General features: G+C 72.0%; 13 protein-coding genes. 4 read left to right on the top strand and 9 right to left on the bottom strand.

Translation table 11 applies throughout. From position 1 onward, the window contains the following. Positions 1-3: 3 nt before the first annotated feature. A complete protein-coding gene (locus ACE4Q9_RS20830; protein ID WP_397985734.1) occupies positions 4-324 on the bottom strand; it encodes a hypothetical protein in 321 nt (106 codons plus the stop codon). A gap of 121 nt (positions 325-445) precedes the next feature. Further along, a complete protein-coding gene (locus ACE4Q9_RS20825; protein WP_397985733.1) occupies positions 446-2,803 on the bottom strand; it encodes an immune inhibitor A domain-containing protein in 2,358 nt (785 codons plus the stop codon). Between the two features lie 317 nt (positions 2,804-3,120). Here ACE4Q9_RS20825 and ACE4Q9_RS20820 point away from each other — a divergent pair, with 317 nt between their 5' ends. Continuing rightward, positions 3,121-3,357 carry a hypothetical protein gene (locus tag ACE4Q9_RS20820; RefSeq protein ID WP_397985732.1) on the top strand — a complete coding sequence of 79 codons (237 nt, stop codon included), beginning with the start codon at positions 3,121-3,123 and terminating at the stop codon, positions 3,355-3,357. Between the two features lie 10 nt (positions 3,358-3,367). Here ACE4Q9_RS20820 and ACE4Q9_RS20815 read toward each other — a convergent pair whose 3' ends face one another. Beyond that, positions 3,368-4,141 (bottom strand): RDD family protein, encoded by a 774-nt coding sequence (locus tag ACE4Q9_RS20815; protein WP_397985731.1) that lies wholly within the window; start codon positions 4,139-4,141, stop codon positions 3,368-3,370. Between the two features lie 80 nt (positions 4,142-4,221). Continuing rightward, on the bottom strand, positions 4,222-5,838 hold the full coding sequence (locus ACE4Q9_RS20810) for an RDD family protein (protein ID WP_397985730.1): 1,617 nt from the start codon (positions 5,836-5,838) through the stop codon (positions 4,222-4,224). A gap of 235 nt (positions 5,839-6,073) precedes the next feature. Here ACE4Q9_RS20810 and ACE4Q9_RS20805 point away from each other — a divergent pair, with 235 nt between their 5' ends. Next, positions 6,074-6,487 carry an SsgA family sporulation/cell division regulator gene (locus ACE4Q9_RS20805; RefSeq protein ID WP_397985729.1) on the top strand — a complete coding sequence of 138 codons (414 nt, stop codon included), beginning with the start codon at positions 6,074-6,076 and terminating at the stop codon, positions 6,485-6,487. Between the two features lie 29 nt (positions 6,488-6,516). Here ACE4Q9_RS20805 and ACE4Q9_RS20800 read toward each other — a convergent pair whose 3' ends face one another. Continuing rightward, on the bottom strand, positions 6,517-7,932 hold the full coding sequence (locus ACE4Q9_RS20800) for an FAD-binding oxidoreductase (protein ID WP_397985728.1): 1,416 nt from the start codon (positions 7,930-7,932) through the stop codon (positions 6,517-6,519). A 92-nt stretch (positions 7,933-8,024) separates the two neighbouring features. Here ACE4Q9_RS20800 and ACE4Q9_RS20795 point away from each other — a divergent pair, with 92 nt between their 5' ends. Then, positions 8,025-9,515, top strand: a complete 1,491-nt coding sequence (locus ACE4Q9_RS20795) for a tetratricopeptide repeat protein (RefSeq protein WP_397985727.1) — start codon at positions 8,025-8,027, stop codon at positions 9,513-9,515. Positions 9,516-9,591: 76 nt separating this feature from the next. Here the strand turns inward: ACE4Q9_RS20795 and hppD are convergent, their stop codons facing one another. After that, positions 9,592-10,740 carry a 4-hydroxyphenylpyruvate dioxygenase gene (hppD, locus tag ACE4Q9_RS20790; protein ID WP_397985726.1) on the bottom strand — a complete coding sequence of 383 codons (1,149 nt, stop codon included), beginning with the start codon at positions 10,738-10,740 and terminating at the stop codon, positions 9,592-9,594. Between the two features lie 122 nt (positions 10,741-10,862). Between hppD and ACE4Q9_RS20785 the strand changes: the two genes are divergently transcribed. Then, positions 10,863-11,330 carry an Lrp/AsnC family transcriptional regulator gene (locus ACE4Q9_RS20785; protein ID WP_046423174.1) on the top strand — a complete coding sequence of 156 codons (468 nt, stop codon included), beginning with the start codon at positions 10,863-10,865 and terminating at the stop codon, positions 11,328-11,330. Positions 11,331-11,671: 341 nt separating this feature from the next. On the opposite strand, the gene ACE4Q9_RS20780 is transcribed toward ACE4Q9_RS20785, so the two are convergent. The 3 genes from ACE4Q9_RS20780 to ACE4Q9_RS20770 all read right to left on the bottom strand — a co-directional run bounded on the left by ACE4Q9_RS20780 (position 11,672) and on the right by ACE4Q9_RS20770 (position 15,351). Then, positions 11,672-12,463, bottom strand: coding sequence for a S16 family serine protease (locus tag ACE4Q9_RS20780; RefSeq protein WP_397985725.1), 792 nt, complete (start codon positions 12,461-12,463; stop codon positions 11,672-11,674). 168 nt (positions 12,464-12,631) lie between these two features. Continuing rightward, positions 12,632-13,273, bottom strand: coding sequence for an IclR family transcriptional regulator (locus tag ACE4Q9_RS20775; RefSeq protein WP_397985724.1), 642 nt, complete (start codon positions 13,271-13,273; stop codon positions 12,632-12,634). Positions 13,274-13,569: 296 nt separating this feature from the next. Continuing rightward, positions 13,570-15,351, bottom strand: a complete 1,782-nt coding sequence (locus tag ACE4Q9_RS20770; RefSeq protein ID WP_397987277.1) for a DEAD/DEAH box helicase — start codon at positions 15,349-15,351, stop codon at positions 13,570-13,572. Between the last annotated feature and the right edge of the window lie 16 nt (positions 15,352-15,367).

Raw genomic sequence — 15,367 nt, 5'->3', positions numbered from 1 at the left:
CCGCTACCGCACCACGGCCGACCTGCGCAGAAGGGCCCTGATCGGATGCCACAGCTCCGGCGGCAGGACACCGTTGTCCGCGGGCACCGTCCGCCATATGAGGCCGTCGGGGTGGTGCAGGACCGCCGTGATCTCGTCCGGCGTCGGAGGCGCGGTGTTGCCCCGCAGGTAGACCGCCCGCAGGCCCAGATTACGCAGCCGGGTCAGCGCGCGGGCGCGGTTGCGGGCGTGCACCAGGAAGCGCACGCCGACGGCGTCGTACGGCAGGTTCAGCGCGACGACGACCGTGCCGTTCGGCAGTTTGCAGAAGCCTCCAGCGGCCATGCGGTCACATCCCCGTTCCGGTCGGTGTCAATAAGCGATTCACAGGACGCACCTAAACACGATCGGCGGCGACCCGCCAAGGGGTTGCCGCCGATACGCGTCTGACCTGCGAAGATGCGGACTACTTCACTGCGGGCCCGACCTTGACCGAGATCGTCGAGCCGTCCTTGGCCTCGTGCACGATCGAGATCTTGGTGTTGGTGTCAGTTACCTTCACGGCGCCGGACGGGTTCGCCGGGTCGTAGTAGTCGCTGGTGTGGTCGTTGAAGACCGGGACGCCCCTCGAGGACTTGATCTTCGTGGCGACGTCCGCCTTGTGCAGCGTGATGCCGTCCGTGCGGTACAGGCTGAACGGGGAGTCGTACGCCTGCATCCGGTTGCGCATCAGCGTGCCGTCGCTCCAGCGCAGCGCGGTCGGGTGCGAGTCGACCGGCAGGATCTGGCCGACACCAGGGTGGTCCTTGGCGTTGGTGTTGTTGTCCGCCTGGGACAGGTCCCACTTCCAGATCAACAGGCCGTTCTGGTACGGGTAGTGCTCCACCCAGCCGGGCCGCGCCGCCGAACCGAAGTTGTACGGGCCGGTCTTGAGCGTGGTGTCGTACGACACGTACTGCCGGTTCTCGGCGATGTAGTACTGCTTGTAGTCCTTGATGAAGGACGCCCCGATGCGGGAGAAGCCGCTGGAGGTCCAGGCGTTGTCCGCCGACTCGGCGTTGTCCGAGAAGACGGGCGTGCCGTCGGCGGTCACCGTGATCTCGTCCGCGGTGAAGCCGTTCTCCGCGACGCCGCCGTCCGTGAGGTAGCGGAAGCGCAGCTGGATCTTCTGTCCGGCGTAGGCGTCCAGGGAGTACGACAGCTTCTTGTTCGTCTCCGAGAAGCCGGTCAGCACGGGCTTGCCGCCGCCGTCCCGCGGGATGGGCTGACCGTCCGCGGTGCCGTCCAGGGCGGTCCAGTTGGCGCCGCCGTCGGTGGACACCTCGGTGTAGAGGAAGTCGTAGTTGTTCTCGATCGCCCACCAGCCGTCCAGGCTCAGTGTGGCCGAGGACTTGCCGGTGAGGTCGACGGACCGGGTCAGCGTGTTCTTCAGGTCGTTGCCGCTGCCGCTCCACCACTGGGTGGCGCCCTGCGCCGGCTCGGTGATGGTGGTGGTGACCGCCTTGTCGGGCAGGTTGACCACCAGGGCCTGCTTGTTCCTGGTGTTGTACTCGGCGACGCCCAGCTTGTGCGAGGACTTGGTGCCGGCCTTGGCGGTGTCGTAGTTCAGCCAGCCCAGCTGGAGCTTGTCCCAGGCGTTCATGTCGCCGGGCAGGTCGCCGATGGCCTCCTTGCCGGTGCCCAGCCAGGAGCCGGAGGACATCAGGGTCCAGAAACCGGTGGAGTTGTCGCCGCCGTCGGTGTCGTACTCGTCCGGCAGGCCGAGGTCGTGGCCGTACTCGTGGGCGAAGACGCCGAGTCCGCCGTTCTCCGGCTGGATGGTGTAGTCGCCGACCCAGATTCCGGTGTCGCCGATCTGCGCGCCGCCGAGCTTGTTGTCGGCGGGGCCGGCGGCGCCGGTGTCGGTGCCGAAGGCGTACCAGCGGTGGGCCCAGATGGCGTCCGTGCCCTGGGCGCCGCCGCCCGCGGACTCGTCCTCACCGGCGTGCACCAGCTGGAAGTGGTCTATGTAGCCGTCGGGCTCGTTGAAGTCGCCGTCGCCGTCGTAGTCGTAGCGGTCCCACTGGTCGTACTTGGCGAGGTCCTTCTTGATGTCGGCCTCGGACTTGCCGGCGGCCTTCTGCTGAGCGACCCAGGCGTTCAGGCCGTCGCTGACGACGTTCCACACGCTGGTGCAGTTTTTGGAGCCGCACGCGTTGTTGCCGTAACGGGCCTCGTTGTAGGGGACCTTGACCCAGTCGGAGACCTCGCCGTCCACGGAGTAGCGGCCCGAGGACTGCTTCTCGTAGTACTTCTTCAGCGACTCGGTCTTGTCGCCGGTGCCGAAGTAGAGGTTCTGGAAGTGCTTCTGGTCGTAGTCCTTCTGCCAGGCCGTGGAGTTGTCCTTCGCGCGGTCCGGCGCGGCGATCTGGTTGTGCAGCGGGCCGGGGGTCCCGCCGTACTTGGGGTCGGTCTTGTCGCCGAACTCCACCAGGATGGTGAAGATCTTGTCGGTCTTCTCGCGGCCGAGCTCGACGTACTTGCTCTTGCCCTTGCCGCTCTTGAGCTTGACGACCTGGGAGCCGCCGCGCTGCTGCGGGCTCACCTTGCCCGCGATGAGCTGGTTGAGTGCCTCTTCGCGCTGGGCCTTCTGGGTCTTGCTCAGCGGGCCGTCGAGGTCGTGCGTGTTCTGCCGCACCGGGGCCGGGTCGTGCCGGTGTACGGCGCCGGCCGGGCCCCGCTGGGTGCTCGCCTCCGCGACGGCGAAGGTGGCGAACGTGGCGGAGGCCGCCGCGAGCGTCACACCGATCGCGGCTGCTCTGAACGTCCAGGATCTGCTGGTCACTTGAGTTCCTCCCCCGCGCCCCGCGCGCGGACAGGGGGTTCCCGTGATCGGAAGTCCGTGCGCACATGACAAGCGCGTGTTCAAGTGACGTAATTTGACTAGAGGTTTAGAAGAAAAGACAGACCTTGACTCGGTAAGGTCTGGTGCACTATGCGGATTTGACGCTCGCTTTAGGCGCGGCGTGCTTCTTGTGCGCCCCCCATGCATCGGCGGCGTGGGTGAGGTCACGCTTACCTGGACGCACGTTCGGGCATGCAGCCGGGGAGAGCGTCGAACGGCCACCCCGACACCCGAAGACCTCCGAGGACACGATTGCCATGCCTCGTCCGACCGTCGCCCAGCTCGCCTACGGCGCGAGCACCGTGATCTTCTCGACCCTCGCCATGCTGCTGCTCTCCGAGACGGGTTCGGGGGCCGGGATCGCCGTCATCGCCCTCGCGGCGCTCGCGCTCGGGCTGCTGGTCGCGATGACGGTGCCGGCCGGGTCCCGCGGCACACCGCAGGAGGCCGCCGGGACGGCCCCGGAGGGGGAGCGCGTCCCGACGGCCCTGTGAGGTCGTCCGGTCAGCGGCGCGGTTCGGTCTCGGTGCTGACCACGACCGTCTTGGCGGCCTTGTCGTGCAGACCCTGCTTGTAGGGCTTGTCGAAGAAGCTCCAGCCGCCGCAGATCACGGTCCACACACAGGCGCAGCAGAAGGCGAACGGCAGCCACAGCACGAGGGCGCGCACCAGCGAGGTCCCCGCGCTGGGGGTGGCGCCGTCGGAGAGGTTGGCCACCCGCATGCGCAGCCACTTCTTGCCGAGGGTCTGGCCCGTCCTGTGGGTGAAGAAGGTGTCGTAGGCGATGTAGAGCACGGCGGCGATGACGGACTGCCCCAGGGAGCGGGCTGCGTTGATCTGGTCGCCGTTCACGTCGTACTCGCGCACGTTGAACGCCCAGGTGAGCAGGTAGACGACGATGCCGACCAGGATCATGTCGATGATGCGGGCGAGGGTCCGCTTGGCGCTGTCGGCGAGCGGGGGCATGCCGGCGAGGGGATCGGCGGGGTAGCCGCCGGGGCCGTGCGGACCGCCGCCGTAGGGTCCGCCCCCGTAGGGGCCCCCGCCGGGCGGGGGCTGACCGCCGCCGTAGGGTCCGCCGCCGTACGGGCCGCCGGAGGGTGGGGGCTGCCGGCCGCCGTAAGGGGGTGGCTGCTGACCCCCGTAAGGAGGCTGCTCGCCGCCCGGCGGCGGGGAGTCGTACGGCGAGCCCTGCCCCTGGTTCGGCGGGGGCGGCTTCCTGAACGGGTCGTCCTCGGGTGGCTGCTCTCCGGAGCCGGGGGGCGGTGCGCTGCTCATGGCCCGAGTGGATCGCGAACCCCCCGGCTCCGCATCCGGCGGACGGCCGTCCGGGGTACCGGCGGGTCCGCGCCGACCGGTCAGCCCGCCACGAAGGTGTGCGCCGCCTTGTCGTGCAGGCACTGGTGCCAGGGCCGGTCGAACAGGCACCACAGCACGCCCACGATCCCGATGCCGAGCACCCCCGGAACGCTGTACACCAGCCAGCGGCGCAGCGCGGGGGCGAAGGCCGGGGGTTCGTGGCCCTCGATGTCGCGCACGTCGAGGCCGCACAGCTTCTTGCCGAGGGTGCGGCCCCACTTGACGGTGGGCAGCACCTCGTAGCCGACACCGAGGAGGAGCAGCACGGCGAGGACGATGCCGAAGCTGGTGCCGGTGGTGCCGTCGAGCAGCCAGACGGTGACCTCGTGCCCCGACTGCCGGGCCGCGTCGACCTTCTGCTGGATGTGGTCGACGGCCCGGATGCCGAGCGGGACGGCCGCGACGGCGGTCACGGCGCCCACCACCACGGTGTCGATCAGCCGGGCCGCGAGCCGCTTGCCCAGTCCGGCGGGGCGGACGGCGGCCTGTCTGCGCGCCGCCGCCTGGAAGGGGTCCTCCACCGGCGGCTTCCACGGCGCGACGGGCTGCTCCTGCGCCGCTCCCCCGGCCAGCTGGTGCACCTGCTGCGCCCAGGACCCCCCGGCGGGCCCGCCCTGCTGCGGCACCTGGGGGGCGGCGGGCGCGGGCTGCCGGTTCTGCGGCGGCGGCTGTACGGCGCCGAAGCCGGGCTGCGGGCTGGGGGCCGCGGGGGTGGCGGGCGCCGGGGGCGTGGCGGGGGCGGGCGCGGCGACCGGGCCCTGGGTGCCGAGGCCGGGCACGTCGGTCTGCTTCGGCGGCACCGGGCGGATGGTCATCGTGCCGTCGTCCGTACGACCGGTGACCGGCCGCCGGAAGACGAAGGTGCCGGGGTCGGGGGCGTCGTGCCCGGCCGGCGGGACCGCGGTGGCACCGTCGCCGCGTTCCGCCCGCCCCTCGGGCTGCGCGAAACCCTCGGCGGGCAGCCGGGGGTCGGATGCCCAGGGGGCACCGGCCTGCGCGGGCACCGCGGCCTGGCGCGGGTCGGGGTGCCCGGCCCCGGGCGTGCCCTGCTGCCCGGAGGGGACCCGCTGGTCCCACGGGCCACCCGGTCCCGGACGGCCCTGCTCGCCCGACGGACCCGCGGGCCCCGGTACGCCCGGTGCGCCCGACGGGTGGCCCGACTGGCCTGCCGGGCCCGCCTGTTGGCCGGGTACGCTCGCGCCCGCCGGCCCGGACTGCCCCGGCCGGCCCGCTCCCGCCGGTTGGCCGAAAGCACCCGCCTGCCCCCCTTGACCGGGCACGCCCGCCCGGCCCGGAGCGCCGGCCCCGTCCGCCGCGGGCCACTGTCCGGCCGCCCCCGAACCCCCCGCCGCGGGCGCGGAGTTGCCGGTGACCGCCGGTCCGGAGGCCGCCGGCCCGTCGGGTTCCTCGTCGAAGAAGTGCGGGCCCGTCTCCTCCACGGCCGGGGTGACACCGGGGGGTGGGGCGAGCGATTCGCCGTCCTTCGGCGCCGGGCGGCTGGTGCCGGGCACCCAGGCGGCGCCGTTCCAGTACCGGACATAGCCGGGGATGGACGGGTCCGGGTAGTAGCCCTCACGGGGCCGGTCGTCACCGGGGGCCGGGGTTGGGGCGCTCATGTCCGTCGTCCCGTATCTGCTCGTGGGTGGGATGGGGCCACCCACATCTATCAGACGCGGGCACGCGCCACCGCCACTCCGGCAGGTCCCACTCCATCCGGTCAATGCCGTGTCCGCTCCCCGGCCCGGTGCGAAAAAAATTTCCCCCGACCCGCGTAATGCCCGGACCGCTGGCCGCTCTCCTCCGGTACGGGCCCGCACCGAGCGGTCCCCGACCCGAGAGGAAGTCCAGGCCATGCAGCACACCGTGGTGGAGCGGGAGATCGAACTCAAGCTGATCCTGTCGCCCGAGCGGAGCATCCCGGTCCCGGCCCGGCTCGCCTACCGCTGCGACGACCCCTACGCCGTCCACGTCGTCTTCCACATCAACTCCGAGTTCCCGGTGCACTGGACGTTCGCCCGCGAGCTGCTGGTGGAGGGCGTGTTCCGGCCGTGCGGGCACGGGGACGTGCGGGTGTGGCCGACGAAGTCGCAGGGGCGCAGCGTCGTGCTGATGGCGCTCAGCTCACCCGACGGCGACGCGCTCCTGGAGGCGCCGGCCCCGCAGGTCTCCGCCTGGCTGGAGCGGACCCTGCGCGCGGTCCCGCCGGGGGCGGAGGGCGGCCGGCTCGGCATCGACGACGCCCTCGACCAGCTCCTCGCCCGGTGAACCCGCCCGCTGCGACGGGCCCGGCGACCTCAGAGGACCTTGCCCGGATTGAGGATGCCGAGGGGGTCGAAGACCTGCTTCACCGACCGCTGCATCTCCACCCCCACCGGCCCGATCTCCCGTGCCAGCCACTCCTTCTTCAGTACGCCGACGCCGTGTTCGCCGGTGATGGTGCCGCCCAGTTCCAGGCCGAGGGCCATGATCTCGTCGAAGGACTCGCGGGCCCGGCGGGACTCGTCCTCGTCGCTCGCGTCGAAGCAGACGGTGGGGTGGGTGTTGCCGTCGCCCGCGTGGGCGCAGACGCCGATCGTCAGGCCGTACTTGGCGGCGATCGCCTCGACGCCCTCCAGCATGGCGCCCAGCTTGGAGCGGGGTACGCACACGTCGTCGATCATCGTCGTGCCCTTGACCGCCTCCAGCGCGGTCAGCGAGAGCCGCCGGGCCTTGAGGAGCAGCTCGGACTCGGCCGCGTCCTCCGCCGGGACGACCTCGGTGGCGCCGGCGGCCTCGCACTGCGCGCCGAGGGCGGCGAGGTCGGCGGCCGGGTCCGGGGTGTCGAAGGCGGCGAGCAGCAGCGCCTCGGTGGTCTCCGGCAGACCCATGTGGGCCATGGCGTTGACCGCCTTGACGGTCGTATGGTCCATCAGTTCGAGGAGCGACGGGAGGTGACCGCCCGCCATGATCCGGCAGACGGCGTCGCAGGCGCTCGCGGCGGAGGGGAACTCGGCGGCCAGCACCAGCTGCGCGGGCGGCTTGGGCTTCAGGGCGAGCACCGCGCGTACGACGATGCCGAGGGAGCCCTCGGAGCCGACGAAGAGGCGGGTGAGGTCGTAGCCCGCGACGCCCTTGGCGGTGCGCCGTCCGGTGGACATCAGGCGGCCGTCGGCGAGGACGACGTCCAGACCGAGGACGTACTCGGCGGTCACGCCGTACTTCACGCAGCACAGGCCGCCGGAGCCGGTGCCGATGTTGCCGCCGATGGTGCACATCTCCCAGCTGGAGGGGTCCGGCGGGTAGTACAGGCCGTGTTCCTCGACGGCGCGGGAGAGGTCCGCGTTGATCACGCCCGGTTCGACCACGGCGACCCGGTCGACGGGGCTGATCTCCAGGATGCGGTTCATCTTGGTGAGGGACAGCACGATGCAGCCGTCCGTCGCGTTGGCCGCGCCGGACAGGCCGCTGCGGGCGCCCTGGGGGACGACGGGGACGCGCAGTCCGGTGGCGGTGCGCATGACGTGCTGCACCTGTTCCACGGTGCGCGGCAGGACCACGACCGCGGGGGCTCCGGCGGGGCAGAAGCTCGCCATGTCGTGGGCGTAGGCGGCCGTGACGTCGGGGTCGGTCAGCACGGCCTCGGGGGGCAGGCCGGCCAGGAGCCGGTCGGTGAGACTGCCGGTTGCTGCGATGGCTTCATCGCGACGTGCTTCGATGCGGCTCATGATCACAGGTTCGCACTCACGGCCACCGGTGTGAACCCCGTCAGCCGCTCGCCACACTCGGCGCGATCTTCTTGTCGTATTGACGCACAGTGAGCGCCATGGACTACAGAGTGAGCGAGCCGGGAACGTCCCTGCCCAGCGGGCCGCCCGCGCCGCGCCGTTCCGGGCGGCTGCTGCGGCGGGTACTGGTCACCGCGCTGAGCGGCGGTGTGGTCGCGGGCGCGGTCCTTGCCATCTGGCCGGGGCTGAGAACCGGGGTCGCCAGTGCGCCCGCGCCGGGGCCGCGGGCCCACCGGGCGCAGCTGCGCGCCCCGGCGCAGGCGGCGCAGGCGCTGACCGCGGTGACCGCCGGGATGCCGGCGACGCTGCCCGCCCTGACCGCGCTGATCGGGGAGCAGGAGCAGCGGGTGCGGGCCCAGCCGCGGGACGCGAAGGCGTGGGCGGTGCTGGGGACGGCGTATGTCGAGCGGGGGCGCGCGGCGGCCGCGGCGGCGGACTTCCCGCGGGCAGAGCGGGCGCTGGAGACCTCGCTCCAGGTGGTGGACGAGGAGCAGAACCTCCCGGCGCTGGACGGCATGGCCGCGCTGTCCCTGGCCCGCCGGGACTTCACCGAGGCGAAACGCTACGCCGAGGAGGCGCAGGAGCTGGCGCCGGCGCGGTGGTCCTCGTACGCCCGGCTGATCGACGCGGACACCGGGCTCGGCGACTACGAGGCGGTCGGCAAGTCCCTGGAGAAGCTGATGGCGCTCAAGCCGGGGGCGGCCGAGCGGCCCGCGGTGATGGCGCAGGCGGCCGCGGTGTACCGGAACCGGGGCTGGCGCGAGGACGCGGTGGCCCAGCTCTCCGACGCGGCCGCCGCCGCCCGCACCCCCGCCGAACAGGCCGCCTACCTCACCCAGCTCGGCCAACTCGCCTTCGAGCGCGGGGACTTGCCGGACGCGCTGCGCCATTACGACGCGGCGCTGCGCCAGGACGTCGACCAGCCGGCGGCACCGGCGGGGCGGGCGCGGACGCTGGCGGCGCTCGGCCGTACGACGGAGGCGGTCACCGCGTACCGCAACGCGCTGGCCCGCCGGCCGGACCCGCGCGACGCGCTCGAGCTGGGCGAGCTGTACGAGTCGCTGGGCATGGCCAAGCAGGCCCGCGAGAGCTACGACCAGGTGCGGGAGCTGGCGCGGCGGGAGACCTCGGACGGGGTGGACGACGAGCTGGTGCTCGGCCGGCTGGAGGCCGATCACGGGGACGCCCAGCGGGCCGTGGAGCGGCTGCGCGAGGAGTACGACCGCCAGCCCGGCATCGAGGTGGCCGACGCGCTCGGCTGGGCGCTGCACCGGGTCGGCGAGGACGACGAGGCCCTGGAGTACGCCACGACGGCCACGGACGGCACGAAGGGCGGCGGGGTGCGCAGCGCGCTGTACGCCTACCACCGGGGCGCGATCGAATCCGCGCTGGAACTGGACGGCCCCGCCCGCCGCAGCCTCCAGGAGTCGCTCCAGATCAGTCCGGTCTTCTCCCCCCTGTGGTCCCGCGAGGCGAAGTCGGCCCTGGCGGCGCTGGGGAACCCGCCGGACGTGGCGGTGCCGGGCTGAGGCGGCCGGGCGGACGCGCGACGGGGACCGGCCGGTGCGTGCGGCACCGGGCGGTCCCCGTCGCGTGGAACGACCTCTAGAGGTTGCCGCGCTTGGCCTGCTCGCGCTCGATCGCCTCGAACAGGGCCTTGAAGTTGCCCTTGCCGAAGCCCATGGAGCCGTGCCGCTCGATGAGCTCGAAGAACACCGTCGGCCGGTCCTGGACGGGCTTGGTGAAGATCTGCAGCAGATAGCCGTCCTCGTCCCGGTCGACGAGGATCTTCAGCTCGCGCAGGGTCTCCACGGGCACCCGCGTCTCGCCCGCCCACTCGCCGAGGGTGTCGTAGTACGAGTCCGGGGTGTTGAGGAACTCGACGCCGGCCGCGCGCATGGTGCGGACGGTCTGCACGATGTCGTTGGTGTTCAGCGCGATGTGCTGGACGCCGGGACCGCCGTAGAACTCCAGGTACTCGTCGATCTGGGACTTCTTCTTGGCGATGGCGGGCTCGTTGAGCGGGAACTTCACCTTCAGGGTGCCGTCCGCGACGACCTTCGACATCAGCGCGCTGTACTCGGTGGCGATGTCGTCGCCCACGAACTCCTTCATGTTCGTGAAGCCCATGACCTTGTTGTAGAACCCGACCCACTCGTCCATCTTGCCGAGTTCCACGTTGCCGACGCAGTGGTCGATCGCCTGGAAGGTGCGGTGCTCGGGCTGCGCGACCATCGGCTGGGCGGCCACGAAGCCGGGAAGGTAGGGCCCCTCGTAGCCGGAGCGCTCCACCAGGGTGTGGCGGGTCTCGCCGTAGGTGGCGATGGCCGCGAGGACGACGGTGCCGTGCTCGTCCTTGACCTCGTACGGCTCGTCGATCGAGCGGGCGCCCTGCGCGACGGCGTACTCGTACGCGGCGCGGGCGTCCGGGACCTCGATGGCCAGGTCGATGACGCCGTCCCCGTGCTCGGCGACGTGCTGCTCGATGAACCGGCCCCAGTCGCTGGACTGCTTGATCACCGAGGTGAAGACGAACCGGGCCGAGCCATTCTCCAGGACGTAACTGGCGGTCTCGCGGCTGCCGTTCTCCGGTCCGGAGTAGGCGACCAGCTTCATGCCGAAGGCGGAGGAGTAGTAGTGCGCCGCCTGCTTGGCGTTGCCCACGGCGAAGACGACCGCGTCCATCCCCTTGACCGGGAAGGGGTCGGCCTGCCGGGCGGTCGCGTCGGGAGTGTGCTGTGTGGTCTGCGTCATAGCCGAAGGGTGACCGGACTCTGCAAGGTGCGCAATAGTTCGCGTATTCACTGGGCAATTTGTTAAGTGATACGGCCCAGTGGCCGGACTTTCTGTACAGGATGACCATCCCGGGAGGGGCTGTGGCGATCGATCATCTGGACGGGCGGATCATCGTGCTGCTGGCACGCGAGCCGCGCATCGGCGTGCTGGAGATGTCCCGGCGGCTCGGGGTCGCGCGGGGCACGGTGCAGGCGCGGCTCGACCGGCTCCAGTCGAACGGCGTGATCCGCGGCTTCGGCCCCCAGGTGGACCCGGCGGCCCTCGGTTACCCGGTCACCGCGTTCGCCACGCTCCAGATCCGGCAGGGCCAGGGGGCGGACGTACGGGCGTATCTGGCGACGGTGCCGGAGGTGCTGGAGCTGCTGACCACGACCGGCAGCGGGGACATGCTGTGCCGCCTGGTGGCCCGCTCGAACGCCGATCTCCAGCGGGTGATCGACCGGGTCGTCGGCTTCGAGGGCATCGTGCGGGCCTCCACGGCGATCGTGATGGAGAACCCGGTACCGCTGCGAGTGATTCCGCTGGTGGAGCAGGCGGCGGAGGAGTAACCGGTCCCGGTGCCGGTCGGGCTGGCCGAGTCGGTAACCATCGGGGCGCCGGGCGCCGTTTCCGGCCGCCGTCACGGTGGATGGCCGCGGCAGAGCCGCTGACGCCCCGGAGCGCGGCACGCCCGCGAGCCGGCCACCTGGATCGGCACCCGCGACCAGTGGTCCGCGGAGTGGTCCCGGTCCACCGACATGAGCGACATCCGCAACAGGGCCGGCGCGAGGACGCCCGGAGCCAAGCAAGTGCGCGTCCACACGCACCTGTTCCCGATCGACTCGCGGTGACCCACTCGGACCGGGCCCGCGGCTCGCGGCCGGCCCCCGCCGGGCCGTGGCGCCGCCGGCTAGCAGCTCGGCACCGAGCCCTTGCCGGTCTCCAGGGCGCGCAGCGCGTCGACCGTGCCCTTCAGGGTGGTCACCGGCACCAGGCGCAGGCCCTTGGGCAGACCGCCGCGGGCATCGGCGCACTCGGCCTTCGGAACCAGGAAGACCGTGGCACCGTCCCGGCGGGCCGCCTGCGTCTTGAGGCCCACGCCGCCGACCGCGCCGACCCGGCCCGCCGCGTCGATCGTGCCCGTACCGGCGATGGTGCGGCCTCCGGTGAGATCGCCGCCGTGGCCGTCGCCGCGCAGCTTGTCGATGATCCCCAGCGTGAACAGCAGGCCCGCGCTCGGACCGCCCACGTCCGCCAGCTTCAGCGTGACCTTGACCTTCTCGGGGCTCAGGTTCAGGTACGTCAGCGCCGCGCTGGCCGCCGCGTCCTGGGACTGCCGCATCTGCGCCGTGTTGTGCTGCTCGATCTCCTTGAGCGTGTTGCCGCTCGGGTACACCGCGTCGTGCGGCATCACGGCCCGGTCGGTGCGGAACCAGTCACCGGCGAGATCCCGGAAGGTGAGCCGGGTGTCCGGGCCGGTCGCCTCGATGGTGACCATCCTCAGCTGCCCGCTCGTCCGGCGGGTGCCGGCTCCCTTGACGGTGATCACCTGCGCACCCCGGTTCGCGCCCAGCACGTTCGCCGTCATGCCGGGCTGCGCCACGGAGAACGGCAGCGGCGCGAACAGCGCGGTGGCGATCAGCGCGACGACGGGAAGCGCGCACAGGGTGAGGGCCTGGGGGCGCGTGAGACGTGTGAGCACGGGTTCAATTTACGTGACGGGTGCCGTCCGGCGGTTCGGCGGTGACCGACCGGGGCGCCGGGCGCTTTCCGGCCGCCGTCGCGGTGGATGGCCGCGGCAGAGCCGCTGACGCCCCCTACAGGACGCGGCGGGAGCCGTCGTCTCCGGCGCGCACCGCGACCCCGCGGCTCAGCGCAACGCCTCCGCCACTTCCCGAGCCGCCTCCACCACCCTGGGCCCGACGCGTTCCGGTACGGAGTCCGCGAGCATCACGACACCCACGCTGCCCTCCACCCCGGTCACCCCCACCAGCGGCGCGGCCGCCCCGCACGCCCCGGTCTCCAGTTCGCCCCGTGTCAGGGTGTACGCCGGCTGGCCCGCGGGGGCCCGGCGTGCCGCGAGTATCGCCCGGCCCGCCGCGCCCCGGTCCAGGGGGTGCCGGAAGCCGGCGCGGTAGGCCACGTGGTAGTCGGTCCAGGTCGGCTCCACCACCGCCACCGCCAGCGCCTCGGTGCCGTCGACCAGCGTGAGGTGCGCCGTCGCCCCGATCTCCTCCGCCAGCGACCGCAGCGCCGGCAGCGCGGCCTCCCTGACCAGCGGATGCACCTGGCGTCCGAGCCCCAGCACCCCGAGCCCGACGCGGGCCCGGCCGCCCAGATCACGTCGTACCAGAGCGTGCTGCTCCAGCGTGGCGAGCAGCCGGTACACCACGGTCCGGTTCACGCCCAGTTTGTTGGACAGCTCGCTGACGGTGAGCCCGTGGTCGGTGTCGGCGAGCAGCTTGAGGACACGCAGTCCCCGGTCGAGCGTCTGAGAGGTCTCCGCGGTCACGACCCCCACTCCTTCGGCGGGTAGGCCGGCGAGCCCCCGAGCGGGAAATGCGTCACCGAGTCCCGTCGGCGACGCGCTCCAGAGGCCGCCGATCGGCAGGACGGCCCGGCGGCTCCGGACCCTGTCGCTTTCACGGCTGCGCTCCGCGGCGGCGCTGCCACGGGGCGTTGCGTAGCGGGACAGTAGCGAAGCGGGTTCGCTGAGCGGAAGTCTCGGTCCAGAATCCGGGCAGACGTGCGGACGAACTGACGGTATACGTCCGGATACGTACGGCAGCGAACCGGGCGCCGACCGCGTCACCGCATCCGCGTGGCCCACTCCTGCACCTTGGCGATCCGCTGCTTCAGCTGTCCCGCCGTCGCCTCCGCGCTCGGCGGCCCGCCGCACACCCGGCGCAGCTCGGTGTGGATCACCCCGTGCGGCTTGCCGCTCTGGTGGACGTAGGCGCTGACGAGGGTGTTGAGCCGCTTGCGCAGCTCCATCATCTCCTTGTGGGAGACGACGGGGCGCCGCTCGGCGGGCAGTTCGAGCAGGTCGGCCTCGGTGTCCGGCTTCTTCTTGCTGTGCGCGATCTGCCGGGCCTGCCGCTTCTGGAGCAGCATCTGCACCTGGTCGGGCTCCAGCAGTCCGGGGATGCCGAGGTAGTCCTGCTCCTCCTCGCTGCCCGGATGCGCCTGCATGCCGAACTCGGCGCCGTCGTAGAGCACCCGGTCGAAGACGGCCTCGGACTCCAGCGCCTCGAAGGAGAACTGCTCCTGCTCGCCGGTGTCCTCGTCCTGCTCCTTGTTCGCCTCCTCCATCTCCTTCTCGGATTCGGCGTACGGGTCCTCCTCGCCCTCCTTCTTCGGCTTGTCGAGGGCGTGGTCCCGCTCCTTCTCCATCTCATTGGCGAAGGTCAGCAGGTCGGGCACGGTCGGCAGGAAGACGGAGGCGGTCTCGCCGCGCCGCCGGGACCGCACGAAGCGGCCGACGGCCTGGGCGAAGAACAGCGGGGTGGAGATGGTGGTGGCGTAGACGCCGACCGCGAGGCGGGGCACGTCGACGCCCTCGGACACCATGCGCACCGCGACCATCCAGCGGTCGTCGCTCGCGCTGAAGTCGTCGATGCGCTTGGACGCGCCGGCGTCGTCGGACAGGACGAGCGTGGCCTTCGTACCGGTGATCTCGCGGATCAGCTTGGCGTAGGCGCGGGCGGAGTCCTGGTCGGAGGCGATGACGAGGGCGCCGGCGTCCGGGATGGCCTTCCTGACCTCGGTGAGCCGCTGGTCGGCGGCGCGCAGCACGCTGGGCATCCACTCGCCGCGCGGGTCCAGCGCGGTGCGCCAGGCCTGGCTGACCGCGTCCTTGGTCATCGGTTCGCCGAGCCGGGCGGCGATCTCGTCGCCGGCCTTGGTGCGCCAGCGCATCTGCCCGCTGTAGGAGAGGAAGATGACCGGGCGCACGACGCCGTCGGAGAGCGCGGAGCCGTACCCGTAGGTGTAGTCGGCGGAGGAGCGGCGGATGCCCGCGTTGTCCTCCTCGTACGTCACGAACGGGATGGGGTTGGTGTCGGAGCGGAACGGCGTACCGGTCAGCGCGAGCCGCCGGGTCGCGGGCTCGAACGCCTCCAGGCACGCCTCGCCCCAGGACTTGGAGTCGCCGGCGTGGTGGATCTCGTCCAGGATCACCAGGGTCTTGCGCTGCTCGACGCGGTTGCGGTGCAGCATGGGGCGGACGCCGACGCCCGCGTAGGTGACGGCGACGCCGTCGTACTCCCGGCCGAGCGGTCCGGCGCTGTACTCGGGGTCGAGCTTGATGCCGATCCGTGCCGCCGCCTCGGCCCACTGCTTCTTCAGGTGCTCGGTGGGCGCGACCACGGTCACCTGCTGCACCACGTGGTGGTGGAGCAGCCAGGAGGCCAGCGTCAGCGCGAAGGTGGTCTTGCCCGCGCCGGGGGTGGCGACGGCGAGGAAGTCGCGCGGCTGCTCCTGGATGTACTTCTCCATCGCCCCCTGCTGCCAGGCACGCAGCTTGCCGGCGGTGCCCCAGGGCGCGCGGCCGGGGAAGGCGGGGGAAAGGTGGTGGGAGGAAACAGACATGGCGGCGGGCCCGGAG

This window comes from Streptomyces sp. AM6-12 (assembly GCF_044327085.1).
GTDB lineage: Bacteria > Actinomycetota > Actinomycetes > Streptomycetales > Streptomycetaceae > Streptomyces.
Note: the sequence above shows the minus strand (reverse complement) of the source record. Positions and strands in the feature narration are given on the sequence as shown.